Origin of the sequence: Pseudomonas frederiksbergensis, assembly GCF_001952935.1 — a bacterium.
Lineage (GTDB): Bacteria > Pseudomonadota > Gammaproteobacteria > Pseudomonadales > Pseudomonadaceae > Aquipseudomonas > Aquipseudomonas frederiksbergensis.
In genome coordinates this window covers 5570863-5597273 of sequence record NZ_CP018319.1, presented here as the reverse complement: position 1 = coordinate 5597273, position 26411 = coordinate 5570863, and the positions used below count along the sequence as shown (strand labels likewise).

The window sequence follows — 26411 nt, the reverse complement described above, 5'->3', positions numbered from 1 at the left end:
AGGGCCAAATTCAGCCTGCGCGAGCCCGAAGCGGCAGGTAAAACACCTGCCGCTTGACGGGTACAACGTTGGTTCGGGTTAGAGCGCTTTAGCCCTGTCGCGCAGAACGTACTTCTGGATCTTGCCGGTTGAGGTCTTCGGCAGCAGGGTGAACACCACCGTGCGCGGGACTTTGAAACCGGCCAGGTGTTCGCGGCAGAAACCGATGATGTCGGCCTCGCGAACGTCCTGGTGATCAGCCTTCAACGTGATAAAGGCGCAAGGCGTTTCGCCCCACTTCTCATCGGGACGGGCGACGACGGCTGCTTCCATGACGGCTGGATGGCGGTAGAGCACACCTTCCAGTTCGATGGTGGAAATGTTCTCGCCGCCGGAAATGATGATGTCCTTGAGTCGGTCCTTGATCTCGACGTAACCGTTGGGATGACACACCGCCAGGTCGCCAGTGTGGAACCAGCCGCCCTCGAACGCTTCGGCCGTGGCGGTCGGGTTTTTCAAGTAGCCCTTCATCACGGTGTTGCCGCGCATGAAGATTTCACCGATGGTTTGACCGTCTCGCGGGGTCGGCTCCAGCGTCTTCGAGTCGCCGACCATCACGCCTTCGAGCGTTGGGTAGCGCACGCCCTGACGGGATTTGATTTGCGCCCGTTCGTCCAGCGGCAACTCGTCCCACTCGGCATGCCAGGCGCAGAGCGTCACCGGACCGTAGGTTTCGGTCAGGCCATAGACGTGGGTGACCTTGATGCCCATTTCTTCCACGGCGCCGATCACTTTGGCCGGTGGCGCGGCACCGGCGACCATGGCGTTGACCGGGTGATCGATCGCCGCTTTAGCGGATTCCGGCATGTTGACCAAGGCATTGAGCACGATCGGCGCGGCGCACAGGTGGGTGACCTGATGCTCGCGGATCAGCGTGAGGATTTTCTGTGGATCGACGCGGCGCAGGAACACATGCACACCGGCCATGGCGGTGATGATCCACGGGTAGCACCAACCGTTGCAATGGAACATCGGCAAGGTCCAGAGGTACACCGGATGGTTGCCCATGGCCCAGGTCATCTGGTTGCCCAACGAATTCAGATACGCACCGCGATGGTGGTAAACCACGCCTTTCGGGTTGCCGGTGGTGCCGGAGGTGTAATTCAGCGAAATGGCGTCCCATTCGTTCGCCGGCCACTGCCAGGCGAAGTCCGGGTCGCCTTCGGCCAACAGCGCTTCATAGTCCAGCTCGCTGACAGCCTGGCCTTCACCGTATTCCGGATCATTAACGTCGATGACCAGTGGTGGGTGATCCAGCATGCCAATCGCCGCGTGAATCACATCATGGAACTCGCGGTCGGTAATCAGCACCTTGGCTTCGCCATGTTGCAGCATGAAGGCGATGGCTTCGGCATCCAGGCGCACGTTGAGCGGGTTGAGCACCGCACCGATCATCGGCACGCCGAAGTGCACTTCCAGCATCTCGGGAATGTTGGGCAGCATCACCGCTACGGTGTCGTTCTTGCCGATGCCGCGCCCGGCCAGCGCCGACGCCAGGCGACGGCAGCGGGTGTAGGTCTGCGCCCAGGTGCGGCGGATAGAGCCATGGATGACGGCGGGGTAGTCTGGATAAACGCTGGCGGTGCGCTCGATGAAGCTGAGCGGAGACAAGGCAATATGATTGACAGCCGCAGGGCCTAGCCCTTGTTCATAGATCGACATGTACGGGTACTCGGTGGCTGATTGTTAGCTCTATAGGTGACCCTTGCAGCGTCGCCGCTGGGGGCACCTTTTATGTCCGGTTTGCTTTATATAACATTCAGCCACCTATATGGAAGTACAACCTACGTCATATAGGATATGTACTATATTTGATTCTTGCGGATCTAAATCAATACAGTCACACCGCCAAGGCCGGTATATCCTTGGCCTCCCCAACGAAGCGGACCTGTGATGACCCTGACCCCCGTTCGATTGCACAGCTGGTTGCGCCTGCAGCGCGAGGGTGTGTCCCTGGCCGCCCGGGCCGATGCGTTGTGCCGTGCGCTGCAGGATTGCCCCGAGGTGCGCCGGGCGGTTTATCTGAGTTGGCAAGCCAATGCGCGGATTTACAGCCACGAGGGCGCCGCCCAGCATTTTCCACCGGGGCTGGGCGACCCTTCGCTGGCCAGCGATCAGCGGTTGTTTGATCGGCTGGCCGAAGCGGGGCGGCTGGATCTGGCGCAAGTACGTCAACTCGATTGCTGGTTGGCCGGGCGACTGCGTCGTGCCGCTATCAGCCATGGCCAGGTGTTTGATCTGGCCTTGCAGCCGGGGCAGCCGGGGTTGTTGCTGGTGGAAGTGTGCGAGGGCGTGAGCCTTGATTGGCTGGGTTGGGTGCAGGACTTGCTGACGACCTTGCTGAGCAGCGTCAACGGCATGCTGCGCGGCTCGCCGCTGTTGGGTCACGACCCGCAACCGAGCCTGTTGCTCGATGCCCAGGGCCGACCGCTGGAGTTCAATGCCGCGCTGTTGGCACTGCTCGCCGAAAAGCCGCTGACTGATGTGCTGGGTTTTCTGCCGGTCAATCACCGGGTGCTGGTCCGTGCCTGCCTGGACCAGCAGCGCGCCATCGAAGGGGTCGAAGCCCAATTGGACGCGCAGATCCTGATCTGGACGTTTATCCCCGACCCCCAGGACAACCGCGTGCTTGCCCGGTGTCGCGATGCCACGGCACAAGTATTGGCCGAGCGTGAAGCGGCCACGGCACGCCGGTTGTACCGGCTGATCATCGAAAACACCACCGACCTGATTTCCAGGCATACACCCGACGGGCGCTTTCTGGATGCTTCGCCCGCGTCCTGGACGTTGCTCGGCTATTGGCCGGAAGAGCTGCGCGGGCAAATGGCCCAGGGTTTGTTCCATGGTCAGGACCTGGCCAGCCTGGTGCAACGCGCGCGGGATGCCCTGGAGCAGGACGGTTATCACACGATGACCTATCGCATTCGCCATCGCGACGGGCATTACCTGTGGTTCGAAACCGCGAGCCGGGCGATTCGTGAAACCTACACCGGGACGGTGGTTGAAGTGGTCAGCGTATCCCGGGACATTACCGCCCGGGTGCAAGCCGAGGAGAACAAGCGACGCCTGGCGGAGGTGGTCGAGGCCAACACCGACCCGGTGTTGTTCATCGACCCCGAGGGGCAAGTCACTTACCTCAATCCCGCGGCGCGGCGCATCCTCGGGATCGACGAGCAACAACCGATGCCGGCCCTGGCGGAACTGTTCGCCAGCAGCGACCTGGCACGTCTGCAACGTGATGGCTGGAGCAGCGCCGAACGCGACGGTGTCTGGAGCACCGATGCGCGATTGCAGCCACCGGGGGGCGGCACTTCGGTGCCGGTGTCGCTGGTGCTGCTGGCGCACCGTTCGGCCGGCGGCGAGCGCTATTACTCGTTGGTGGCGCGGGACATGACCGAGCGTGAACTGCGTGAAGTGCAACAGCGCCGCCATCAGGATGAACTGGCGCACACCGCGCGGTTGGTCACCCTGGGTGAATTGGCCTCGGGCATCGCACACGAAATCAACCAGCCGTTGGCGGCGGTGGTCAATTACGCCAATGCCAGCCAGCGCTATTTGCAGACGCTGGATTCCAATCCCCAAGCCGCCGCCCGAGTGGCGCAAGGGCTGGAGCGCATTACCCATCACGCCACGCATGCCTCGGAGGTGATCAGACGTTTGCGCGCGTTTCTGCGCAAGGGACAACGCCGGATGCAAGCCCTGAATTTCACCGACGTCGCCCGCGAGGCCGTGCGCTTGTGTGCCTGGGAAGCGAGCAATTGCCAAGTGACAATCGAGGACCGCCTGCCGGATAATCTGCCGCCGATTTATGCCGACCGGGTGCTGCTGGAGCAGGTCCTGCTTAATCTCCTGCGAAACGCCATCGACGCCAACCGCGAACGACATCCGGGGCAGCCTTCGCTGATCGTGATGGCAGCGGAGCAGGGCGCTGGTGCAACCGTGGAAATCAGTGTGCAAGACCAGGGCCCGGGTGTCAGCGAGCCGGAACTGGAGCAGATATTTACCCCGTTCTATACCAGCAAGGCCGATGGCCTGGGGCTTGGTTTGTCCATGAGCCGCAGCATCATCGAAGGGTTCGGTGGTGAATTGCAGGCCCGACGCCAACCTGTCGGGCTGCTGATGTGCTGCCGCTTGCCGCTGGCCGGCCCAACAAAACAACAACAGGAATAACGTAATGGCAGGTGTGACGGAGCACGTGGTGTATGTCGTCGACGACGATCAAGGCATGCTCGACTCAACGGTCTGGTTATTGGAATCGGTCGGACTCAAGGCCTTGCCGTTTACCAGCGGCGTGGCGTTTCTCAATGCCTGTGATGCCAGTCTTGATGCCTGCGTGCTGCTCGATGTTCGCATGCCCGGCATGGGCGGTTTGAACGTGCAGGAAGAAATGCGCGCACGTGAGCTGAACCTGCCGATCATTTTCGTCAGCGGGCACGCAGATGTACCGATCGTGGTTCGCGCCTTCAAGGCGGGCGCCCATGACTTCATCGAGAAGCCCTACAACGAACAATTGCTGCTGGACAGCGTGCAACAGGCGCTCAGCAACTGCGCGGCAAACCGCTCGGGCAATCAGGGCCAAGAAGCCTTGCAGGCGCGCTTGCTGACACTGACCCCACGGGAGCGCGATGTCTTGCTGCCGCTGGTGCAGGGTTACACCACCCGCGAAATCGCTGAACAACTGGGTGTCAGCGCCAAGACCGTCGATCTGTATCGTTCGCGGGTGATGAAACGCATGCAGGCCAATACCTTGCCGGACCTGGTGGGCATGGCCATCGCCGCTGAACTGGTCGATCCGCTGAAGCTGCGGTGATTGCTCACGCTTTCCATTTGGCGTCTATGCTGGGCTTACCGATCCCATCCCTCTGCAGCGATCTGCAAGGAGGCAGCAATGGTGCCCACATCCAGTTCCGAGAAGGCGTTCACCCGCAGTTTGCTCGATGTTTTGATCCGCGCCGGGCTGATTGCCGTACTGGTGCTGTTCTGCTTTGAGATCTTCAGCCCGTTTCGCGACCTCATGCTGTGGTCGCTGATCCTGGCGATCACGCTTTATCCCTTGCAAGAGCGGCTCAAGGGGCCGCTGGGGCAGAAAGACGGCCGTATTGCGACCCTGATTGTGCTGGTCGCAATCGTAGTGCTGATGGTGCCGATCTATCTGTTGGTCACCTCGATTGCCGATTCGGTCGAGCACGCCATGACCATCATCAGGGACGGCAAATTCCATATTCCGCCACCCGCCGATTCAGTTGCTGAATGGCCTTTAGTGGGCAAGTCGATCTCGGCAGTATGGCTGCAGGCCTCTACCGATCTTCCAGACCTGACAGCGAAGTACCTGCCGCAGATAAAACATTTCAGTGTGGGTTTCCTCGCCAAACTGGCCGGCGTCGGCATGGGCTTTCTTACCTTTATCTTTGCCCTGATCATTGCCGGCATTTTCATGGCCTACGGCGAGAGCGGCAGGCGCAGTGCGATACAGATCGCTTCCCGCGTCAGCGATCCGGGCAAGGGGCCGAAAATCGCCGAACTGTGTACCGCGACGATTCGTGCAGTAGCGCTGGGCGTGGTCGGCATCGCCTTCATCCAGATGCTGCTGGTGGGCATCGGATTCGTGCTCAAGGGGGTGCCCGGTGCCGGTCTGCTGGCCTTGGCGGTGCTGCTGCTCGGCATCATGCAATTACCTGCAACCTTGATTACGCTGCCGGTGATTGCCTATGTGTTCGCCACCGAAGGGGCCAGTACGGTGACGATCATCTTCGCCATCTATGTGTTCATTGCCGGTCTGGTGGATAACGTACTCAAGCCCTTGCTGCTGGGGCGCGGCGTCGATGTGCCAATGCCGGTGGTGCTGATCGGTGCCTTGGGGGGCATGGTCACGAGCGGTATCCTCGGCTTGTTCATTGGCCCGGTAGTGCTTGCGGTCGGCTATCAGTTGTTCTGGCAATGGGTAGAGGATCAGCCGCCGAACAGACCGGACGTCCCGCCGACGTTATGACTGCCCGGGCTTGCGCTAGCATGAAAGATATTCAGGCCATTCGCCCTGACGAGCAGGGCTGCCACCATGACGACACAGAGTCATCAACTGCTGGACCAGGTGCTGATCGCCCATGGTGGTCTGGAGCGCTGGAGCCACTTCAGTAAAGTTCGCGCCACCCTCGTGACCGGCGGCTCGCTATGGGGCATGAAAGGGCTGGCGCAGGACAGCTTCCCCCGGCAGATGACTGTTTGGCTGCATGAACAGCGCGCTTCGGTGATGCCATTCGGTGGGCCTGATCAACGGACCGCCTACACGCCGGACCGCATCGCCATCGAAACCACCGAGGGCAAGGTGATTGCCGAGCGACCAGCGCCCCGGGAATCCTTTCGCGGACACGGGCAAACATCCCCTTGGGATCCACTTCAGCGGGCGTACTTCAACGGTTACGCGCTCTGGTCCTACCTGACCATGCCGTTCCTGTTCACCTTGTCGGGTGTCCTGGCCGAGGAAGTCGAACCCTGGCAAGAGGGTACACAGCGCTGGCGACGATTACAGGTGACCTTTCCCGAGAACATCGCCACCCACTGCGCGGTGCAGGATTTCTATTTCGGCGAGGACTTCCTGCTTCGTCGACATGACTACAACGTTGACGTGAGTGGTGGCCTGCCTGCCGCGCAGTATGTTCATGACTACGTTGAAGCAGACGGGCTGCGCATGCCCGGCAAACGGCGAGCCTATCGTCGCGGAGCGGACGGGCAGCCAGACAAGGATGACTTGTTGGTGGCTATCGACCTCAGCGAAATCGGCTACGCCTAGAGAGGGTTGAATCATGACCATTCATTCCTGGGAAAAACTCTACCTCGATGACCTGAGTTTGGGTCAGCAGTTCGAAAGCGACAGCCTGCGTGTCCATCGAGCGTCGATGCTGGCCTTTGCTCAGGAATTCGACCCGCAACCGTTTCACCTCGATCCTGAAGCCGCCGAGCTGAGCCTGTTCCGTGGTCTGGCAGCCAGTGGCTGGAACACCGCAGCCCTGACCATGAAGCTGCTGGTGGAAAGCGTGCCATTGGCAGACGGGATCATCGGCCTAGGCATCGAGTTGAGCTGGCCGACGCCAACCTACCCGGACGATCTGTTGCGTCTGCAATGCACCGTGCAGGCCATCGATCCATCCAGCACCAAACCAGATCGGGGTGTGGTGACCCTGTTCATGGAAACACTCAATCAAAACGACAAGGTCGTGCAGCGAGCCACCGGCAAACTGCTGGTGTTCAGAAGACCGGCGCCTGATTGAGAAATAGTCATGGGTATATGGAGCGGGCGTGAGCGGCAAGGCGTCTTGCCGTTGCATTGAGCGCGTTCCTTGTCTATTGCAGGGGCCGGAGGAGGCGTTTTGAAAACATTCCTGCTCAGGCCTAGCGCCTCAACGCTGAACATGTTGCGTCAAGCGTGCCTGCAACGCCGTGATGCGGTGCCGCCAACGTTAACCGAAAAAGCGCTCATCCCAGGCATTCCAGATGCACGCTACTGGCTGGACCAGGACCTGACGCCGTTCATTCGGGATGTGAGTCAGGCCAACCTCCGAGAAGCCGAAGCGCTTGCCAGCGCAGGGATGCCCAATGACACCCTGCCGTTGGCCAGCATGTTGGCCGTTTCGGGGGGCGGCGATGCTGGCACATTCGCGGGGGGCATCATTGCGGGATGGACCCTGCATGGGTCTCGACCTGTGTTCAAAGTCGTCACCGGCATTAGCGCTGGCGCCCTGGTCGCCCCGTTTGCCTACCTTGGGCCCCAGTACGACAGTGTCATTCTGGGTATCTGCAATGCAGTCGGTCCAAAAGACATTTTCCATCCGCGCAATATGCTGACCCGTCTTGCCAGCGATGGTATGGCGCACAGCAAGCCGCTGTCGCGGCTGATTGCACAGCATGTCACTGCCGAGGTTCTTGCGGCGATCGCCTCGGAATACGCCAAAGGGCGTCTGCTGATGATCGGCACCACCGATCTCGATTCAGGGCGCCCGGTCACCTGGAACATGGGCGCTATTGCCTCCAGCCAGGCACCGGGCGCGCTCGACCTGTTTCGCAACATCATGATCGCCTCGATGAGTATTCCCGGCGCCGTCTCACCGGTCATGATCGATGTGGAGGTTGATGGCCAACAGTTTCAGGAAATGCACGTGGACGGAGGCGTCCTGACTCAGGTGTTTCTCTATCCACCGGGCACTGTGATGGCGCTGAACCGCGTGACCGGGGCGCGTTTACGTGATGAACGGCATTTTTATGTCATTCGCAACGGCAAACTGGAGCTGCAATGGTCTGGAACCAAGCGTCGCACCTTGAGCATCGGCGGTCGCGCCATCAGCGCGTTGATCCAGACTCAGGGGATCAGCGATCTGGATCGGATTTACCGAATTGCGCAGCAGGATGGCGCGGACTTCAATCTGGCGTACATCGGCTCCGACTTTGATATTTCCCGTAATCACAGATTTGATGGCGAGTACATGAAGCGCTTGTTCGAATACGCCTTTGAACTCAGCGCGAAAGGCTATCCGTGGCATAAATCGCCGAGTACGTGAGAGAGGGCTGGCGCTCTACCTGATGCGTGCCGTTGTGGCGAGGGGATAAATCCCCTCGCCACGTTACAAAAGTGTTGCGGCTGAAATACGGGAATAGCGGCGCTTGATTTTTCGGAGCTTGCCACAGCGAAATCAGCTGACCGGCTCAGCCACACAACTCATCGCCCCCGAGCCTGGTTTCTGGAAAATCACCCCGTTGCCGTCTTGCCAGAAGCGGTAGTTGCCTTGGGAATCCTTGCCTGTGTATTGGGTTCCCGAATCACTCGGCACCTGGTTCAGGGTGACTGAGGTGTTCGCCCATTTCAGGTACACGACGCCTGGCTGCGTATTAAAGAAGGTGGCGGCAATCAGTGGGTTTAACCCGGTACACCGGAAAGCCAGGGGGCCTTCGGTGAGCCTGTCTGGATCCTTGGTTCTCACAATGGCCGAGCCTTGGCGCAGCTGGTGCGCGCGCTCGGCATAACTTCGGATCGTGCACGCCTTGGGCTCAGACGTGGATGCACACTGATTGCGGGAGTCGATCCAGAACTCCTGGTCGATCAAGATTTTATCTGGCCGCGGTACAGACCGTTGATCCGTGAGCGCCAGGCGATAAAGACGCGTCAGTTCGATATCCATCTGCGCCAGTTGCCGATCGCGACAGATAAGTTTTTCGACGGATGCCCTTGCCGTGGCGCAGTCGAAGCTGGTCTCGAACGATGCCGCCTGTGCGCAGGTGCTCGTCACCGCGCAAACGCTGGCAGCGAGCAGACAGGTGAAAAGGTTGGTGACCGTTTTCATGTTGGCTTCACCCAGATCATTACGTGATCCCCGGAGTGCCATGGAACCTATCGATCCGTTGGTCATTGATTCGTTCGCATTGGGTGTATCGAGTGTAAGTCAGTGCTCAAAACTTGCCACTCCCGGTCTGGCTTGCGGGGCGCTTTGGACTTAAATTGAACCGCCTTTCACCCGCAGAGCGCTTCCTGCTCTTTCGATATGTGGCCAGTGAAGGCACAATGCGCATCCTTTTTTGGCTGGCCTTGCCGGAGGCGCCTCGAAATGATCAAAACGCCGTACTACCTCATCGATAAACAGAAGCTGCTGGCGAACATGCAGAAGATCGCCTACGTGCGCGAACAGTCCGGGGCCAAGGCCCTGCTGGCACTCAAGTGCTTCGCCACCTGGTCGGTGTTCGACCTGATGCAGCAATACATGGACGGCACCACGTCGTCGTCGCTTTACGAGCTCAAGCTCGGTCGACAGAAGTTCGCTGGCGAAACCCACGCCTACAGCGTGGCCTGGGCCGACGACGAGATCGAGGAGATGCTCGAAAACTGCGACAAGATCATCTTCAACTCCATCGGTCAGTTGCAGCGCTACACCGAGGCTTCGGCCGGCAAGGTGCGTGGCCTGCGGGTCAATCCGCAAGTGAGCAGCTCGGACTATCTGTTGGCTGACCCCGCGCGACCGTTCAGCCGTCTGGGCGAGTGGGACCCGGTGAAGATCGAGCAGGTCATCGGGCAGATCTCTGGCTTCATGTTCCACAACAACTGCGAGAACGGTGATTTCGGCCTGTTCGACCAGATGCTGTGCACCATCGAAGAACGCTTCGGCGACTTGCTGCACAAGGTCGAGTGGGTCAGCCTCGGTGGCGGTATCCATTTCACGGGTGAAGGCTACGCACTGGACGAATTCTGCGCGCGCCTCAAGGCTTTCTCGCAAAAATACGGCGTTCAGGTCTACCTGGAACCGGGCGAAGCGGCCATCACGCAGAGCGCGTCGCTGGAAGTCACCGTGCTCGACACCCTCTACAACGGCAAGCACCTGGCGGTTGTGGACAGCTCCATCGAAGCGCATATGCTCGATCTGCTGATCTATCGCCTGAATGCCAAGCTGGCGCCCAGCGAGGGTGAGCACACCTACATGGTGTGCGGCAAATCCTGCCTGGCCGGCGACATTTTCGGTGAATATCAGTTTGATCGTCCGCTGGCGATTGGGGATCGGCTGTCGTTCATCGATGCAGCGGGTTACACCATGGTCAAGAAGAACTGGTTCAACGGCCTGAAAATGCCGTCCATCGTAGTGAAACAACTCGACGGTACAGTCGAAGTGGTTCGTGAGTTTGATTACAACGACTACATGTCCAGCCTTTCGTAAGCTGGCAGAGAAGGAGAGAGAGAAAAATTGAAGAAGAACGTGCTTATCATTGGTGCAGGAGGTGTCGCCAAGGTGGTGGCCCACAAGTGCGCGCAGCACAACGATGAACTCGGTCGTATTGCTATCGCGTCGCGCAACATCTCCAAGTGCCAGGCCATCATCGACAGCGTCAAGGCCAAGGGCAGCCTCAAAGTGCCCGCCGAAATCCAGGCCTTCTCGCTGAACGCCCTGGATGTCGAAGCGACCAAGACGCTGATCCGCGAAACCGGATCGCAGATCGTCATCAACGTCGGTTCCGCGTTCCTCAACATGTCGGTGCTGCGCGCCTGCATCGATACCGGCGTGGCCTATCTGGACACCGCCATTCACGAAGAACCAGGCAAAGTCTGCGAGACGCCGCCCTGGTATGGCAACTACGAGTGGAACCACCTCGAAGAGTGCAAAGAAAAGAACATTACCGCCATTCTTGGCGTGGGCTTCGACCCGGGTGTGGTCAACGCCTATGCAGCACTAGCGCAACAACAGTATTTCGACCGCATTGATTCGATCGACATTCTCGACGTCAACGCCGGTTCCCATGGCAAGTACTTCGCCACCAATTTCGACCCGGAAATCAACTTCCGCGAATTCACCGGACAAGTGTGGAGCTGGCAGAACAGCCAGTGGACCAGCAACACGATGTTCGAAGTCAAACGCACTGACGACCTGCCGGTCGTAGGCGAGCAGAACCTGTACCTGACCGGCCACGATGAAGTGCACTCGCTGTCGAAGAACCTCGACGTGCCCAACGTGCGTTTCTGGATGAGCTTCGGCGAGCACTACATCAATGTGTTCACCGTACTCAGGAACCTTGGCCTGCTCTCCGAGCAACCGGTCAAGACCGCCGAAGGCCTGGAAGTCGTGCCGCTGAAAGTGGTCAAGGCCGTGCTGCCTGATCCGAGCTCGCTGGCGCCTGGCTACACCGGCAAGACCTGCATTGGCGACCTGGTCAAGGGCACCAAGGATGGTCAGCCGCGCGAAGTGTTCATCTACAACGTGGCTGATCACGAAGACGCTTACGCGGAAACTGACAGCCAGGGCATTTCCTATACCGCAGGCGTGCCGCCCGTGGCCGCAGCCTTGCTGGTCGCCCGTGGCGAGTGGGACGTGCAGCGCATGGCCAACGTCGAGGAGCTTCCGGCCGAGCCGTTCCTCAAGGCGCTGGATGTGATGGGCCTGCCGACCCGCATCAAGGACGAAAATGGAGATCGTCCGTGGAGCTGAAACGCTTGAAGCTCGCAACCTACAGTTGAACCGAGTTTCCCGCGCCATACGCAAAAACGCCGCTCATTGAGCGGCGTTTTTGTTTGTGCGTAATGGGCTCATGACTTTGGACGGCAGGGGTGCAACATTCCCGCCCGTCACCCACATGCCAACCCGGCCCGGCGAACCGGCACTAACCCGAGGTTGCGCGGTCAGTAATTGGCGCCAGTAGCGACGAGGATCGTCTCTGATAGCGGCACATCAGGCTACGTTTAGCGTTTTCTCCACTGCCTTAGGGCAAAAACCAGCGATGGATTGCGTCCTGGACCGACTATTTCTTTTGCGGGCGACACTTTATGGGTTTGCTTCTCGATCCGCGTCATGACATTGATGCCGCTTTATTAAGCTATCGCCGGGTGTTCTGGTCGCTGGCGCTGTTCAGTGGGGTGATCAACCTGCTGGTGCTGGTGCCGTCGCTCTACATGATGCAGGTGTACGACCGGGTTCTCACCAGCCGCAACGAAACCACCTTGTTCATGCTCACCTTGATCGCCCTGGGCCTGTTCATGTTCAGCGCCCTGATCGAGTGGGTGCGCGGTGAGGTGATGATTCGCATGAGCGCGGGGCTGGACGATGCCTTGGGCGAGCGGATTTTCGATGCCGCCTTCGCCCGCAGCCTGCGCGAGCACAACGCCAACCCGGCGCAGGTACTCACCGATCTGGCGACGCTGCGGCAGTTGATCACCGGCCAGGGCCTGATCGCCTTGCTCGATGCGCCGTGGTTGCCAATCTTCCTGCTGGTGGCGTTCATCTTTCACCCCTGGTTCGGCGTGCTGACGCTGGTGCTGGCCCTGGTGCTGATCGGTCTGGCGCTGTGGGGCGAGTTGGCGACTCGCACGCGTTTGGGCGAAGCCAATCGCCTGGGCGTGCAGTCGTCGATCTATGTAAACAGCACGTTACACAATGCCGAAGTCATCCAGGCCCTGGGCATGCTCGGGCCGTTGCGTCAGCGCTGGAGTCTGTTGCAGCAACGCATTGTTGCCGCCCAGGCCCATGCCAGCGACCGCGGCGCGCGAATCACTTCGATGACGCGTTTCGTGCGCATCTCCGGACAGTCTCTGGCCCTGGGCCTGGGGGCGTTGCTGGTGCTTGAAGGCGAATTGTCGGCGGGCATGATGATTGCGATGTCGCTGCTGCTGGGGCGTGCCCTGGCGCCGGTGGAAATTGCCATTGGCTCGTGGAAGCAGTTCAACTCCGGCCGCCAGAGCTACCAGCGCCTGAGCCAGCTGCTGGCCCAGCATCCGCGCGAGCGCCTGCGCATGCCTTTGCCACCACCCACTGGCGCGGTACGCCTGGAACAGCTGTATGTCGGACCGCCCGGCGCCTCGCAGCCGATCTTGCGGGGCATCAATTTCAGCCTGGCCAAAGGTGATGTGCTCGCCGTCGTCGGTCCCAGCGCCAGTGGTAAATCAACGCTGGCCAGGGCGATGGTCGGGGTATGGCCGGCCATGGGCGGGTCGGTGCGCCTGGACGACGCCGAGATCAGTCAATGGTCCCACGATGCCCTGGGCCCGCACCTTGGATACCTGCCGCAGGACATCGAACTGTTCGATGGCAGTGTGGCCGACAACATTGCCCGCTTCGGCGAGCAGGACGCCGACAAGATCATCGCCGCCGGGCGTCACGCTGGCATTCACGAAATGATCCTCAGGTTCCCCAAGGGTTACGACACACCGCTGGGCCCCGGCGGGCTTGGCTTGTCCGGTGGACAAAAGCAACGCCTCGGCCTGGCTCGCGCGCTCTATGGGCACCCGTCGTTGATTGTGCTCGACGAGCCCAATTCCAACCTGGATGAAGCGGGAGATCTGGCACTGGTGCAAGCCATCAGTGTGCTCAAGGCTGCTGGCAGCACCGTGGTGTTGATCACCCACCGGCCTAATGTGCTGGCGGTAGTCGATTACATCCTGGTGCTCAAGGACGGCACTCAACAAGCATTCGGTCCAAGGGACCAGGTGCTCAAGGCATTGATGCCGGGGCCAAGACCGGCCGCGGTAAAGGAGACTGGCGAAGATGCATGATTTGACCCGTGAGCAGGGGCTGAGCGTGCGCAGCGCCAACACGTTGCCCAGCGCCAGTACCGACGCCGGCGGAGCGGCACGCTATGGCGTGGGTTTCCTGATCCTGACGCTGGGCGGCTTCCTGCTCTGGGCTTGCCTGGCGCCGCTCGACCAGGGTGTCGTGGGCAGCGGCACCGTGGTGGTGGCGGGCGAACGCAAGGCTGTGCAGTCGTTGGTCGGTGGCGTGGTGGAAAAGCTGCTGGTCAGCGATGGCGACCGCGTCACCCAAGGGCAGTTGCTGGTGCAGTTCAATACAGTGCAGGCGCAGTCCCAACTGGACGTGACCCTGGGCAAGTTGCTCAACGATCGCAGCATTGAAGCGCGATTGATTGCCGAGCGCCTGGGCTCAGCCGAGATCCAATGGCCCGCTGAGCTGCTGGAGCGCGCCGACGAACCGCGGGTCAAGGCCGCCATGGCTTTGCAGAGCCAGTTGTTTCTGACTCGCCGCGCAGAACTGGGCAGCCGCTTGCAGATCATCGAACACGAAGCCGCGGCGTTGCAGCAGCAATTGCACGGCTACGAAGGCGTCAAGCGCAACTACGACGCGCAGATGCGCTTCCAGCAGCAGGAGCTGGAAGGCCTGCGTGATTTGGCCCGTGAAGGCTACGTTCCGCGCAACAAACTCTTCGAGTCCGAGCGCAACGCCGCTCAATTGGCCGGGCAGATAGCCTCCGGGGTGGGCGATGTCGGCAGGACCCGCCAGGCGATCAACGAAAGCCGGCTCAAGGCTTTGCAGGCGCAGCAGGAATTTCGCCGCGATGCCGAAACCCAGCTCAGCGAAGTCTCTGCCGAGGCGGCAGGGTATGCCGATCAGATTCGTGCCTTGCAGTTTGAAGTCGACAACGGTGCGATCCGTGCGCCGGTGTCCGGACAGGTCATGGACGTGAGTATTCATACGGTCGGGGGCGTTGCGCAGGCTGGGCAAACCCTGATGCAGGTGGTGCCGCTGGATGCGCCGATGGCGATCACCGCGCGTTTCGAGCCGCTGATGGCCAACAAGTTGCGTCCGGGTCTGCCGGTGCATGTGCATTTCACCGCGCTGCAACGGGTGGATACACCAACGGTCACCGGTACGGTGACTACGGTGTCGGCGGACCAGTTGATCGATGAGCAAACGCACCAGCCGTACTTTTCCGCCAAGGTGGAAATTCCCGCCGGCACCGTCGCTTCGCTCCAGGCCGCCGGTCTGCTGGTGCGTCCCGGCATGCTCGCCGATGTCACGGTGGTGACGGGGGAACGCACGTTGATGAACTACCTGATGAAACCTTTGCGTGAGCGCTTGCTTGCGGCCTTCAAAGAGGAATGAGCATGACCGACCGTTGTCGCTATCGCTCCCGTGTGCTGCTGGGTTTGTATATCAGCTGGGCCGTGGTCAATCCGGTTTGGGCAGCCGAAGGAGGCCTGAGCCTGACCGCTGCCTATGACGCCTCACGCGCTAATGACCCGACCGTGCAATCGGCGGCGCATGCCTTTGATGCTTCGAAGCAGGAGGAGGCGATTGGCCGCGGGGGCCTCTATCCGCAAGTGTCGTTGACGTCGCGCTACGGCTACGGCGGGCGTATCGATGGCGGCGACGACAGCACCTACGTCAACAGTAATGATTACCAGGCAAACAACGTCACTCTGGCGGCGCAACAACCTCTCTATGACAAGGGGCGCTGGGCGGCGTATCAGGAAGGCAAGGCGCGAGGGCAGTTGGGTAACCAGTTATTCGACGTTGCCGGCCAGACCCTGTACGACCGGGTCGCCAAAGGCTACTTCGACGTCGCCCGGGCTGAAAACGAGATCAAGTTGATCGCCCAGCAAAAGGCTGCCATCAGTGGCTTGGTGACACAGAGCAAAAAGCTTTATCAGGGCGGGCAGGGCGCGATCACCGACATTGATGAGGCCCAGGCGCGGCTCGATCTCGTCGAAGCCCAGGAGGCTGAAGCCCAGGCCCGTCGCGTGGCTGCGTTGCGGGCATTGTCCGGTCGCGCCAGCCTGCCGATCGATGACATCCAGCCGATGCGCGAAGAACTCGCCGCCGGTAGCCCGATCCCGCCGGAGCAGGATTTGCCTTACTGGACAGCGATTGCCCGTGAAGCGAGCCCCGAGCTGGCAGCCCGCCTGGCAGCGGTGAAAGTCGCCGAGGCGCAGGCCGACAGCCAGCGCGCCGGGCATCATCCGACCTTGTCGCTGACCACCCAGCTAACCCGCCGGGAAACCCGTCAGTACGAGGATCTCGATCCGCGCCAGGACACCTATTACGTGGGGGTGCAGCTGGATATTCCGTTGTATCGCGGCGGGGCGGTACGCGCTTCGGTGGCGAAGGCCGAAGCACAACTGGCCGGTGCCCAGTCTGACTACGATGTGCAGCGCCAACAGTTGGCCGAGGACATCGAAGCCGATTACCTGGGCGTGGTGGCCGGGTTCAGCAAGAGCAAGGCGATGCAGCGGGCGGTGGAGTCCAATCAGCGAGCCCTGACTTCCACGGAAAAAGGCTTTCAGGGTGGCGTGCGTTCCACGGTGGATATTCTTGATGCACAGCAGCGGGTATTCCAGGCCCGCCGAGACCTGCTCAACACCAAACTCGACATGCTGCAAAGCTATGTGAGCCTGCACACCCACACCGGCCAGATGAACCGCGGAGTTCTGGAACAGGTGCAAAGCCTGTTCTGAAAAAGCCTCGGTTCTAACCAAAGCTCAAGATCTCAGCCTAACCCCCCTGTAGGAGTGAGCCTGCTCGCGATAGCGGTGAGTCAGCTGGCAGCAGTGCTGAATGTACCGCCGCCATCGCGAGCAGGCTCACTCCCACATTTTGATCTGCGGCTGTCCTCGATATTTGTAGCGCAGCCAATCCCCTGTAGGAGTGAGCCTGCTCGCGATAGCGGCGGGTCAGCTTGCATCAGTGCTGAATGTACCGCCGCCATCGCGAGCAGGCTCACTCCCACATTTTGATCTGCGGCTGTCCTCGATATTTGTAGCGCAGCCAATCTCCTGTAGGAGTGAGCCTGCTCGCGATAGCGGTGGGTCAGCTGGCAGCAGTGCTGAATGTACCGCCGCCATCGCGAGCAGGCTCACTCCCACATTTTGATCTGCGGCTGTCCTCGATATTTGTAGCGCAGCCAATCCCCTGTAGGAGTGAGCCTGCTCGCGATAGCGGTGAGTCAGCTTGCATCAGTGCTGAATGTACCGCCGCCTTCGCGAGCAGGCTCACTCCCACATTTTGATTTGCGGTTGCCTTGGATTTTTGGGGCACTGACAATCCCCTGTAGGAGTGAGCCTGCTCGCGATAGCGGCGGGTCAGCTTGCATCAGTGCTGAATGTACCGCCGCCTTCGCGAGCAAGCCCGCTCCCACAGGTTTGGGGCTTGACTCAGGCTGTAAAGTCGCTGGCGTGCAGCTCCTTGACGCCGACCAGTTCGAACTCGAACTCGGGGGTGGCATCGGCGTTGACACTGCCGTATAGAATGCCATCGGCAAAGCGCAGTTGGCCGGTGGCGTTGGCAGGGTCGAAGGCGTTGCTGCCGATGAAGGTGAAGGCGTCGACAGTGGCGGTCAGCGGGTTGGCGTCCAGGCCGGTGAAGTCCAGATGATCACCCTCGGTGGTCTTGAAACCGTTGATCACATCGCGCAACGCCCCGACGCCCATGTCCGACAGCGCACCAAACGCGTAGGTATCCGCGCCTGTGCCACCGGTGAGGTTGTCGGTGCCGGCACCGCCGATCAGCCGGTCATCGCCCGAACCGCCCACCAGCGTGTCGTTACCCGCGCCCCCGTTCAGAACGTTCGCGGCGCTGTTGCCGGACAAACTGTCGGCGTAGGCGCTTCCCGTCAGGTTTTCGAAGTATTTCAAGGTGTCGAGCCCCGAACTCACAGTGTTTTGTTGCGCCGACGTCGAGAGGTTTACGGTAACACCAGACAGGGCGCTTTCATAAGACACCGTGTCAATGCCATCGCGCCCGTCCAGCACGTTGTTGCCGGCACCGGCGAACAATGTGTTGTCCAGCGCGTTGCCCGTGCCATTGGCGGCACCAGTTCTATCGACATACAGATGCTCGACGTTGTTGCTGAGGGTATAAGCCGCCAGGCTGCTGTGTACACGGTCGATCCCCCCAGACACGGCATTGCTGCTGATCTCGACCACGCTGTCGCCGGCGTTGTCGACATAGTAGGTGTCGTTGCCATCGCCGCCGCTCATGGTATCGGCCCCTGTAGCACCATTGAGCACGTTATTGGCGGCATTGCCGGTGATGAAGTTTTCCCGCTCATTGCCGGTGCCGTTGATATTCGACACACCGGTGAGCACCAGGTTCTCGAGATTGGCGCCCAGGGTCCAGCTGACCGAGGCCTGTACCGTATCGATCTGCGAGGTCGAGTTGTTGCTTTCCACCACGCGGTCGGACGCGCTATCGACCACATAGATGTCGTTGCCATCGCCACCGGTCATGGTGTCGGCGCCCAAGCGTCCATCGAGTGTGTCGTTGCCTGGAGTGCCCACCAGGGTATCTGTCTGGTCGGTGCCGGAAATCATGTTCTGAGCGTTGTCGAAAATGTCCTGCACACTGTTGTTGTCATTAGGGTTGCCCTGGAAGCCAAGGTCGCTGGCGATGTAGTCAGCCAGACGCTGGCCGACGATTTCCGCCGATTCTTCGTGCAGGTGCCAGACGTCGTCGGGATACGCCTGCGGGTCGACTTCGTGGCGCAAGGGGAGGTCGGTGTAGTCCACCGCCAGCTTGACATCGCTGCGCTCGGCGGCGATGGCTTCCTGGGCGGCGCGAACATAGCCAACCCCTTCGACGATGGAGGCAATCTTCTCCTCCGAGTAACCGCGGGTACGTGCCGCGCCCTGATCGTAGTGACCGGTTTCCATCATGTACACGCTGAAGTTGCCGAGCTGGGCATGCAGGTAATCAAACACCTTCAGGGTCGCGGCCTTGTAGGCCGCTGCTGCCGCTGTTTTGTCCGTGGCGCGGCCGATCTCCTGGGCGGCTTCCTCGCCCTGGCCCCAAATGATGCCCATGGTGACGTTATCGATGGATTGCAGTTCGGTGAGCTGCTCGCGCAGCAGTGTCTCGGCGCGCAACAGCGCAGGCCCGGGTTGGTTGGTGTCGGTCAGCCACCAGCACAACTTGAGTTCCTCGGCGCTGAGAGTCGACAGGCCGGTGACCGTGCTGCCGCCCACCGCGAGGTCGATGCCGTTGCCATCGGCGTCGTTGAACTGGCTGCGCACGTCATAGGTGGTGTAGCGGTCCAGGTCGTTGACCAGCATCGAGGTGCCGGACTGATTGTCGTCTTCCGTCATGCGCAGCAGGCGTGCATTGGATTGGCCGAGGACAGGCAGGTAGAGGATGTCCTGTTGAGCTCGTTCGCCGAACACGAAATCACTGGCGGTCAGGGTGTTGAGGTAGTTGCCGTTGAGGGCGATTTCGAAGCGATTGCCATTGGCGTCGACCTCGGCGGATTTGACGTAGGTCTTGTCGCCGGCCGCGTTGAGGGTCATGTACAACGTGCCATTGCTGCCATCGCCGAGGCCGAGAATGCCCAGGGCTGACACATCGATCTTGTCGACGCCCACGGTGAAGTCATAAAGGGTGTCGGTGGCCGTGACACCGCCAGTGCCGTAATTGCGGTAGCTGTCGAGTAAGTTGGTGTAGCGGAAGGTGTCCGCACCGTCGCCGCCGTACAGCGAATCGCGTCCGGCGCCACCGTCGACAATGTCCGCGCCAGTGCCGGCCTTGATTGTGTCGTTGCCACTGAGGCCGAGGATCAGGTCTTCGCCCACCGTGCCGTTGAGGCTTTCAGCGTTGTTGGTGCCGGTGATGGTGTTAACGGGGGCGGGGGCATCGGCCACCGCCAGGGCGAAGCTATCGCTGACCGATGCACCGGCCGGGTCCGTGGCTTTGACCAGCACGTTGTAATTGCCGGAGGCGGTGCTGGTCGGCGTGCCGGTGAAGGTCAGGTTGGTGGCATTGAAGCTCAGCCAGGCGGGCAGGGCGCTACCATCGGCCAGGGTCGCGGTGTAGCTGAGGCTGTCGTTATCCGGATCGGTAAAACTGGTGGCCGGCACCGCGTAGTTGAACGGGGTGTTTTCGGTCGCGCTCTGATCCAGCAACGCCGTTGCCACCACCGGCGCATGGTTGACCGTTGGCGACGTGGCGAAGACGAAATTGGCGCTGGTCAGCGTGTTGAGGTAGTTGCCGTCCAGTGTCACTTCGAAGCGGTTGCCATTGGCATCGGCGGTCAAGGACTTGATGTAAGTCTTGGTGCCGGCACTGTTGAGCACCGCGTACACGGTGTTGTTCTTGCCATCCCCCAGTCCGGTGAATCCAATGGCCGAGAGGTCAATCTTGTCGGCGGCGATATCGAAATCGGTGATCACGTCGCTAAGATTGGCACCGCCGGTGTTGTAGTTGCGGTAACTGTCCAGGCGATTGGAGAACGCAAAGATGTCCGCGCCAGTGCCGCCGGTGAGGGAGTCCATACCGGCACCGCCGTCGAGCTTGTCGTCGCCCGCGCCGCCACTGAGGCTGTCGTTGCCCGCCAGGCCGAGCAGGGTGTCGGCCGAGTCGGTACCCAACAGGGAGTCGCTGCCGCTGGTGCCGGTGATCACTCGATTGAAGATGAAATTGCTGGCGGTCAGGGTGCTGGTCAGGTTGCCCGAGAGAATCAACTCGAAGCGATTGCCGCTGGCGTCGGCATCGTAGTCCTTGATGTAAGTGCGGTCGTTGCTGGCGCTGTAGCTGACCTGCAAGGTGCCGCCACGGCCATTGCCCAGGCCGGTGAAGCCGAGGCCGGCGAGGTCGATCTTGTCCTGGGTGACGTCGAAGTCGGTGATGGTGTCATCGAAGCTTGTGGTTGCGTTGCGATAACTGTCGGACTGAGCGACGTAACGGAACGTATCGGCGCCGGTACCGCCGGTGAGTTTGTCGATGCCTGCACCGCCCACCAGAATGTCGCCACCGGCACCGCCATTGATGGTGTCATTGCCCCCAACGCCGTAGAAAATCTCGCTGGCGGCGCTGCCCAGCAGGGTGTCGTTGCCAGCCGTGCCTTGCACGGTGGTCATCGGCACCGTGGCGCTGACGTAGCTGCCGTCACCATAGACCAGCGTGGCACCGTTGCTGGTGTGGCTGATGGTGTTGCCGATAATGGCGTTGCGATCCGTGCCGTCTTCATTGCGCTCCGCAACGCCGTAGGTCGACAGGTTGCTGCCGGTGATGATGTTGCCCTGGATCGTGTTATCGCTGCCGTTGAAGTACTTGCCGGACACGCCCAGGGTGTCGTTGTAGGACTGGATGATGATTTCCGGAACGGGGTTGCCCAGGGAGTTGTTGCTGAGCGTGTTGTCGATGACCTCGACGTGGTTACTGCCGTAAATGCGAATCCCGGCGCTGGCGTTGTCGTGAATATCGACGCCGCTGACGGTCACCTCGCTGGACATTTTGATCAGCACCCCTTCGGCGCCGTTGCCGTACACCTCGCCACCGGTGATGGTGATGTTGCTGGGGGAGGGGATGTCCTCGCTGCCGCGCTGCACCACGATGCCATTACCGCCATTGTTGTAGGCAATGTTGTTGGTGAGGGTGAAGTCGTGGGTACTGGTGACAACGTTGAAACCGTGGCGGTCGTTGTCGTAGGCGACGTTGTTTTCGAAGGTGCTGTCGCTGAGGAAGTCAGCCACGAAGCCGTCCAGGCCATTGCCGTGGGACACGCTGTTCTTGATGACCATGTTGACGGTCTGCTCGTGCGGGTCGAAACCGTACCCGGAGCAATCCTTGATCTCGACGCTGTCGAGGGTGACGTTGGAGTCGTAGCCTTCTTCGCCGGGAATGTAGCCGTTGAACCAGCCGTCGATCTTGCCCGTGGTGCTGTCACGGTTGCCATCAATGGTGAGATTGCTGACGCCGAAGTCGTGGGTTTCCTCGCCATAGGCAGAGCGGATGACCCCCGTGATCTTGGTGTCGGAGCCGTCAGCCACTTTGACCGTAGTTGCGCCCATGCCGTCGCCGTACAGGTAGACGTTGCTCTTGAGCATCAGGCAGCCGTCGGAGGGTTCTTCGCCTCCCGAAACGATATAAGTTCCGGTCGGCATATACACTTGCCCACCCCCTGCGGCGGCCGCTGCATCAATTGCACTTTGTATAGCCGCTGTATCGTCAGTGATGCCATCTCCTTTGGCGCCAAAATTTTGTACGTTAAAAATCATATGCTTATCTCCATATCAGGCCGAAACTACGATCAATGCCAATATTCCATCGGCGGCTACCGTGTTATGACCCAGCGGAGCGCAAAAGTTGTGACCACATATCGGGGAAGTGTCAAAAAACCGAACCAACTGATCAGCGGTTGTGCGGTCCTTCGAAAAAACAACGTTCTATTGACGCTGACTCAGGTAGCGCGAGATGCCGTATGTCGTCCCCGGTGAACGTCTCGCCAGGTGGCAGTTTCTACCGCATACAGCCCTTGGAAATCGGTGCCATGTACGAAGACCGGAGATCACAAGCGCTAGCCACGTGGCATGACTTACTGGATTGCTCTGATATCCGCATGACTGCGCAGGAGCAATATGAAGAATTGCTCCGACTGGCAGAGGTGTTCCTGAGACAAGGTTTCATCGACCGAGAGGAGCGAAAGCGTCTGGTGACTGAGGCGACCAAACGTTATGCCCAGGCAGTGGAAATCGTGAGCAGCGGAAGATAGGGGATTAGCAGCAAGCTGATAGCTCTCGGCCCGAGCTTGATGCCGGGCTTGCTATTACTTTCGTATTCGCTGCTACCTTTTCTCAAAATGATTGGCCGAGTAGCGAGGAGCAACAGGGCTGACACGAACGAGGTCGTTGCGCAGATCCGAGATAAGGGTCTCGATGGCAAAACCGTTGTTGAGCGGGGCAATCGGGATTCCGGTGACCGTCAGGATTTCCTGATTCGAGGTGCCTTGATAAAAACGAACGGTCAGCGTTGCCGGGGGATCTACCGTACAGTCGCAGCGTGTCGGCAGAAAGCTTTGCTCTACGAGGTGGCGCAGTTCCAGAGTCGATAACATGGCGACATACCTTGACGGGAGTCAGCCAAATGACTTTTGTCAGACGTGGATGGGGAAGCTCCTGGAAAGTAGATGCTTGATGGGCTCCCTAAACACATTTGGCCAAGAGCCCCTCATTAAGTGTATTCCTCAAGCGCCCAGAGGGATTAGACCGTTTTTCTCTGGCCGTCTTGAAAGACGGCGCATTCGTCGCGGTCGTTCAGAGAAGACGGGACTGCTCTAGCGTGTGGCGGCAGGAGGCTGAAACGGCAGGTATTGCCACCGGCTTGTTTTGCCTGGTACATCGCGCTGTCAGCCTGCCCGAGCAAGTCTTCGGCACTGACACCTTCAGAGGGAAACAGGCTGATACCGACGCTCATGCGCATTTCGATACTCTGAGCCTCGATCATGAAGGGCTGATTGATCGCGGCGATAAGTTTATTGGCCAAGGCCTCAAGCTGGTCGACTTGATCCGTGCCCGTGATCAGAATCGCGAACTCGTCCCCGCTTAAACGAGAGACAACGTCGGATCTGCGCACGGTCTGGCCCAAGCGTTCGGCTACCGCTACCAGCAGCTTGTCTCCACAGGCGTGCCCCAGCGTGTCGTTGACCGACTTGAAGCGATCCAGATCGATAAACATCAACGCCAACGACTGTTGATGTCTCGTGGCGTGGTCCATCGCCTGATCGAGCAGATTCAGAAACAACCTGCGGTTAGGCAACCCGGTCAGGGTGTCATGGAACGCCAGCTGCCGCATGCTGGCGCGTTCGTCATCCATCAACTTGAAGTTGTGCAAGATGGCGATGAAGTGCGTCACCACACCTTGATGATCGAGCACGGGGGTGATGACCTGATTGACCGTACAATTACCGCCATCCTTGCGTCGCTCGACCATTTCTCCCTGCCAGGTCAGGCCCGCCAGGAGCGTCAGCCATAGGTCCCGATAGAAGGTAGTACTTTGTCTTCCCGAGGAGAGCAGGTGCGGGGTTTTCCCCACCAGTTCCAGTTTGGTATAGCCACTCAAGAGGCAGAACGCTTTATTGATCCAGACGATGCACCCCGTCCGCTCTGTGATCATTACCGGGTTTGTCGCAGCATCCAATGCTCTTACCAACAACTGCTGGTCATATTCGATCATTGCCCCTCCGACATCGCTATTGACACATTAAGCCTTGATTCAGGCTAGGGCCACGGAGGAGGAAATCCGTTGATCAAGATCAACTTTATCTGCCGTAATCAGCGTCGAACGGGACGCCGTTTCTGATAAAGATCAAGTCGCCTCCGGCAGGAGCGTTCAATCTGGATACCTGTTCACTTCATCCAGATGGCCGCGTGCCAAGGTGCCCCATGTCGCAGACTCAACGTTTACTGCTAATAGCCCCCCCAGCCATGACCCGCACGCCCGCGTTCGACCGCGCCGCCGCGTTGGCACTCGCGATGCAATTGCCGTTGCACATCGTGGCGTTCGATTATTTGCAGGCCCTGGCGGTGGCTGGCCTGTTCGCCCCTGAACAAATCAACCTCGCCCGGGACGGCTATTTGCAAACCCATCGGCAGTGGCTCGCGGAGCAAGCCGGGCTGATGAGCAAACACGGGGTCGAGGTCACCAGCGAGGTGGTGTGGGTACAGCATCCTTATGAGGAGATTCTGCACTTCGTCAACGAGATGCCGCTGGCGCTGATCATCAAGGATGCCCAGGAAGAATCGGCATTGAAACGGGTGTTTTTTACGCCGCTGGACTGGCAGTTGTTGCGCGATTGTCCGGTGCCGGTGCATCTGGTGACCAATGCCCTCAACCCGCGACCCCACAACGTACTGGCCATCGTCGATGTGTTGCGCGGCGAAGACCAGGACCTTGTCTTCAACGACCAGATTATCGACGCTGCGATCAAGCTGGCTGAACAGTGTGACGCCCGGCTGGAGCTGCTACATGCTTTTGACTGGACGGCCGTGTATGCCCAGGACATGGGATTTGGTGCGCTACCGTTGGCCGTCGGGATTTATGAAACGTTGGGCGTGGCTCAGGCCGAGGCATTTTCGGCCTTGGCAGAGCGTCACGGTGTGCCACCGGAATGTCGGCACTTCATCGAAGGCGCACCGGTGTCGAGTATTTGTCAATTTTCGGCAGACCACCACACCGATGTCATCGTGATGGGAACGGTGCAGCACAAGGGGTTGAACAAGCTGCTGGGGACCACGGCCGAACAACTCCTGCATCGGGCGCCGTGCAGTGTACTGGCGATAAAACCAGGCAAGACTCTGCAATCCTGAAAACTTGGGTAGCCCCGCGATGAACCGTTGGCCGGAACCACCGACGATTTCATGGCCCGGCACTCGCGGCAGTACCGCTTGTGGCAATTCACCGTCCACCAGGTGCAGATCGGTGCGGCACACGCCGCAGGCCAAGACTTTAATGAGCAGTTGGTTTGGACCCGCTGTCGGGATCGGGCGCTCTTCCCGTTGCAGCGGTTGGCCGGGTGCATGCAAAACCATGGCGCGCATGTCGATGCTCCAGACGTGCGGATGTTAGCGGAGGGGGCGATGACAGCCCACGACTAGCTGCTTGAGCCCTTCCATGTTGAGGATCTTGACGTCTCGCCCCGTTATTTCCACCAGCCCCTGATCCCGCAGATGCGCAATGCCCCGGCAGATGGTTTCCAATCGCAGCCCCAGGTAGGAGCCGATTTCTTCGCGGCGCATTTTCAGCACGAAGTCCCTGGATGAATAACCACGCATATTCAAACGTTGTGACAGGTTCAGCAGAAAGGCGGCCAGGCGCTCATCCGAGTTCATGTTGCCCAACATCATCAGCATGTCGTGATCGCGGACGATTTCCCGACTCAGGAGCCTGTTAAGGTTGTGCTGCAGTGACGGCAGGCTCTGGGCGAGTTTTTCCAGTTGCGCAAAGTGGATGGGGCAGACTTCACTATCCTCAAGGGCAAACGCGTTGCAGGCATGTTCATCGCTACTGATGGCGTCCAGCCCGAGTATCTCGCCAGGTATTTGAAATCCGGTGACTTGTTCACGACCGTCGACGGACACCATGCAGGTCTTGAATGAGCCGATACGGACCGCGTAAAGCGAGCGCAGGGGATCTCCAGTCCGGTACAACGCTGCACCTTTTTTGACCTTGAAGCGTTGCACGATCAGCGTATCCAGACGCTCGACCTCCGGGCCACTCAAGCCTATCGGCAGGCACAATTCCAATACGCTGCAGTTGGAACACGCCGCCTTGAGGTAGTGAACTTGAAGAGGATGGGCTTCAGGCATGGGAGAAAACACCTACTCGGAATGCAGTAAGCATAGGTGGTGGGCCTTGCGA

General features: G+C 59.9%; 18 protein-coding genes and 1 pseudogene. 12 read left to right on the top strand and 7 right to left on the bottom strand.

Annotated elements, in window-relative coordinates; genetic code table 11:
* Window positions 1–78: 78 nt before the first annotated feature.
* Complete coding sequence (locus PFAS1_RS26255; protein WP_076031117.1) at window positions 79–1701, bottom strand: acyl-CoA synthetase; 1623 nt, start codon at window positions 1699–1701, stop codon at window positions 79–81.
* 231 nt (window positions 1702–1932) lie between these two features.
* Between PFAS1_RS26255 and PFAS1_RS26250 the strand changes: the two genes are divergently transcribed.
* The 6 genes from PFAS1_RS26250 to PFAS1_RS26225 all read left to right on the top strand — a co-directional run bounded on the left by PFAS1_RS26250 (window position 1933) and on the right by PFAS1_RS26225 (window position 8588).
* The gene (locus PFAS1_RS26250) at window positions 1933–4209 is read left to right on the top strand and encodes a PAS domain-containing sensor histidine kinase (RefSeq protein WP_074876614.1); all 2277 of its coding nucleotides are present in this window, start codon (window positions 1933–1935) and stop codon (window positions 4207–4209) included.
* A 4-nt stretch (window positions 4210–4213) separates the two neighbouring features.
* Window positions 4214–4849, top strand: a complete 636-nt coding sequence (locus PFAS1_RS26245; RefSeq protein WP_076031116.1) for a response regulator transcription factor — start codon at window positions 4214–4216, stop codon at window positions 4847–4849.
* 78 nt (window positions 4850–4927) lie between these two features.
* Window positions 4928–6028: an AI-2E family transporter gene (locus tag PFAS1_RS26240; protein ID WP_074876620.1), complete on the top strand. Its 1101-nt coding sequence runs from the start codon at window positions 4928–4930 to the stop codon at window positions 6026–6028.
* Between the two features lie 66 nt (window positions 6029–6094).
* Window positions 6095–6826, top strand: coding sequence for a hypothetical protein (locus tag PFAS1_RS26235; protein WP_076031115.1), 732 nt, complete (start codon window positions 6095–6097; stop codon window positions 6824–6826).
* 13 nt (window positions 6827–6839) lie between these two features.
* Window positions 6840–7304 (top strand): MaoC family dehydratase, encoded by a 465-nt coding sequence (locus tag PFAS1_RS26230; protein ID WP_074876624.1) that lies wholly within the window; start codon window positions 6840–6842, stop codon window positions 7302–7304.
* Between the two features lie 99 nt (window positions 7305–7403).
* Window positions 7404–8588 carry a patatin-like phospholipase family protein gene (locus tag PFAS1_RS26225; protein ID WP_076031114.1) on the top strand — a complete coding sequence of 395 codons (1185 nt, stop codon included), beginning with the start codon at window positions 7404–7406 and terminating at the stop codon, window positions 8586–8588.
* Between the two features lie 132 nt (window positions 8589–8720).
* Here PFAS1_RS26225 and PFAS1_RS26220 read toward each other — a convergent pair whose 3' ends face one another.
* Window positions 8721–9368: an MliC family protein gene (locus PFAS1_RS26220; protein WP_076031113.1), complete on the bottom strand. Its 648-nt coding sequence runs from the start codon at window positions 9366–9368 to the stop codon at window positions 8721–8723.
* Window positions 9369–9629: 261 nt separating this feature from the next.
* Between PFAS1_RS26220 and PFAS1_RS26215 the strand changes: the two genes are divergently transcribed.
* The 5 genes from PFAS1_RS26215 (at window position 9630) to PFAS1_RS26195 (ending at window position 16744) form a co-directional block, all read left to right on the top strand.
* Window positions 9630–10727 (top strand): carboxynorspermidine decarboxylase, encoded by a 1098-nt coding sequence (locus PFAS1_RS26215; protein ID WP_074876628.1) that lies wholly within the window; start codon window positions 9630–9632, stop codon window positions 10725–10727.
* A 27-nt stretch (window positions 10728–10754) separates the two neighbouring features.
* The gene (locus PFAS1_RS26210; protein WP_076031112.1) at window positions 10755–11990 is read left to right on the top strand and encodes a saccharopine dehydrogenase family protein; all 1236 of its coding nucleotides are present in this window, start codon (window positions 10755–10757) and stop codon (window positions 11988–11990) included.
* Window positions 11991–12325: 335 nt separating this feature from the next.
* The gene (locus PFAS1_RS26205) at window positions 12326–14047 is read left to right on the top strand and encodes a type I secretion system permease/ATPase (RefSeq protein ID WP_076031111.1); all 1722 of its coding nucleotides are present in this window, start codon (window positions 12326–12328) and stop codon (window positions 14045–14047) included.
* The gene (locus PFAS1_RS26200; RefSeq protein WP_074876640.1) at window positions 14040–15392 is read left to right on the top strand and encodes an HlyD family type I secretion periplasmic adaptor subunit; all 1353 of its coding nucleotides are present in this window, start codon (window positions 14040–14042) and stop codon (window positions 15390–15392) included. Before PFAS1_RS26205 ends, PFAS1_RS26200 begins: the two co-directional genes overlap by 8 nt.
* A 2-nt stretch (window positions 15393–15394) precedes the next feature.
* Window positions 15395–16744, top strand: a complete 1350-nt coding sequence (locus PFAS1_RS26195; protein ID WP_076031110.1) for a TolC family outer membrane protein — start codon at window positions 15395–15397, stop codon at window positions 16742–16744.
* A 696-nt stretch (window positions 16745–17440) separates the two neighbouring features.
* On the opposite strand, the gene PFAS1_RS26190 is transcribed toward PFAS1_RS26195, so the two are convergent.
* The 3 genes from PFAS1_RS26190 to PFAS1_RS26175 form a co-directional block, all read right to left on the bottom strand.
* Window positions 17441–22273 (bottom strand): M10 family metallopeptidase C-terminal domain-containing protein, encoded by a 4833-nt coding sequence (locus tag PFAS1_RS26190; protein ID WP_076031109.1) that lies wholly within the window; start codon window positions 22271–22273, stop codon window positions 17441–17443.
* Window positions 22274–22839: 566 nt separating this feature from the next.
* Window positions 22840–23109: a DUF1652 domain-containing protein gene (locus PFAS1_RS26180; RefSeq protein ID WP_076031108.1), complete on the bottom strand. Its 270-nt coding sequence runs from the start codon at window positions 23107–23109 to the stop codon at window positions 22840–22842.
* Window positions 23110–23255: 146 nt separating this feature from the next.
* Entirely contained in the window at window positions 23256–24227 is a 972-nt protein-coding gene (locus tag PFAS1_RS26175; protein ID WP_083671767.1) for a GGDEF domain-containing protein, read from the bottom strand.
* A gap of 209 nt (window positions 24228–24436) precedes the next feature.
* Between PFAS1_RS26175 and PFAS1_RS26170 the strand changes: the two genes are divergently transcribed.
* Complete coding sequence (locus tag PFAS1_RS26170) at window positions 24437–25360, top strand: universal stress protein (RefSeq protein ID WP_076031107.1); 924 nt, start codon at window positions 24437–24439, stop codon at window positions 25358–25360.
* 39 nt (window positions 25361–25399) lie between these two features.
* On the opposite strand, the pseudogene PFAS1_RS26165 reads toward PFAS1_RS26170, so the two are convergent.
* Window positions 25400–25591, bottom strand: a pseudogene (locus PFAS1_RS26165) (alcohol dehydrogenase catalytic domain-containing protein); the annotation flags it as partial.
* 24 nt (window positions 25592–25615) lie between these two features.
* The gene (gene fnr / locus PFAS1_RS26160) at window positions 25616–26359 is read right to left on the bottom strand and encodes a fumarate/nitrate reduction transcriptional regulator Fnr (protein ID WP_076031106.1); all 744 of its coding nucleotides are present in this window, start codon (window positions 26357–26359) and stop codon (window positions 25616–25618) included.
* Window positions 26360–26411: the final 52 nt, after the last annotated feature.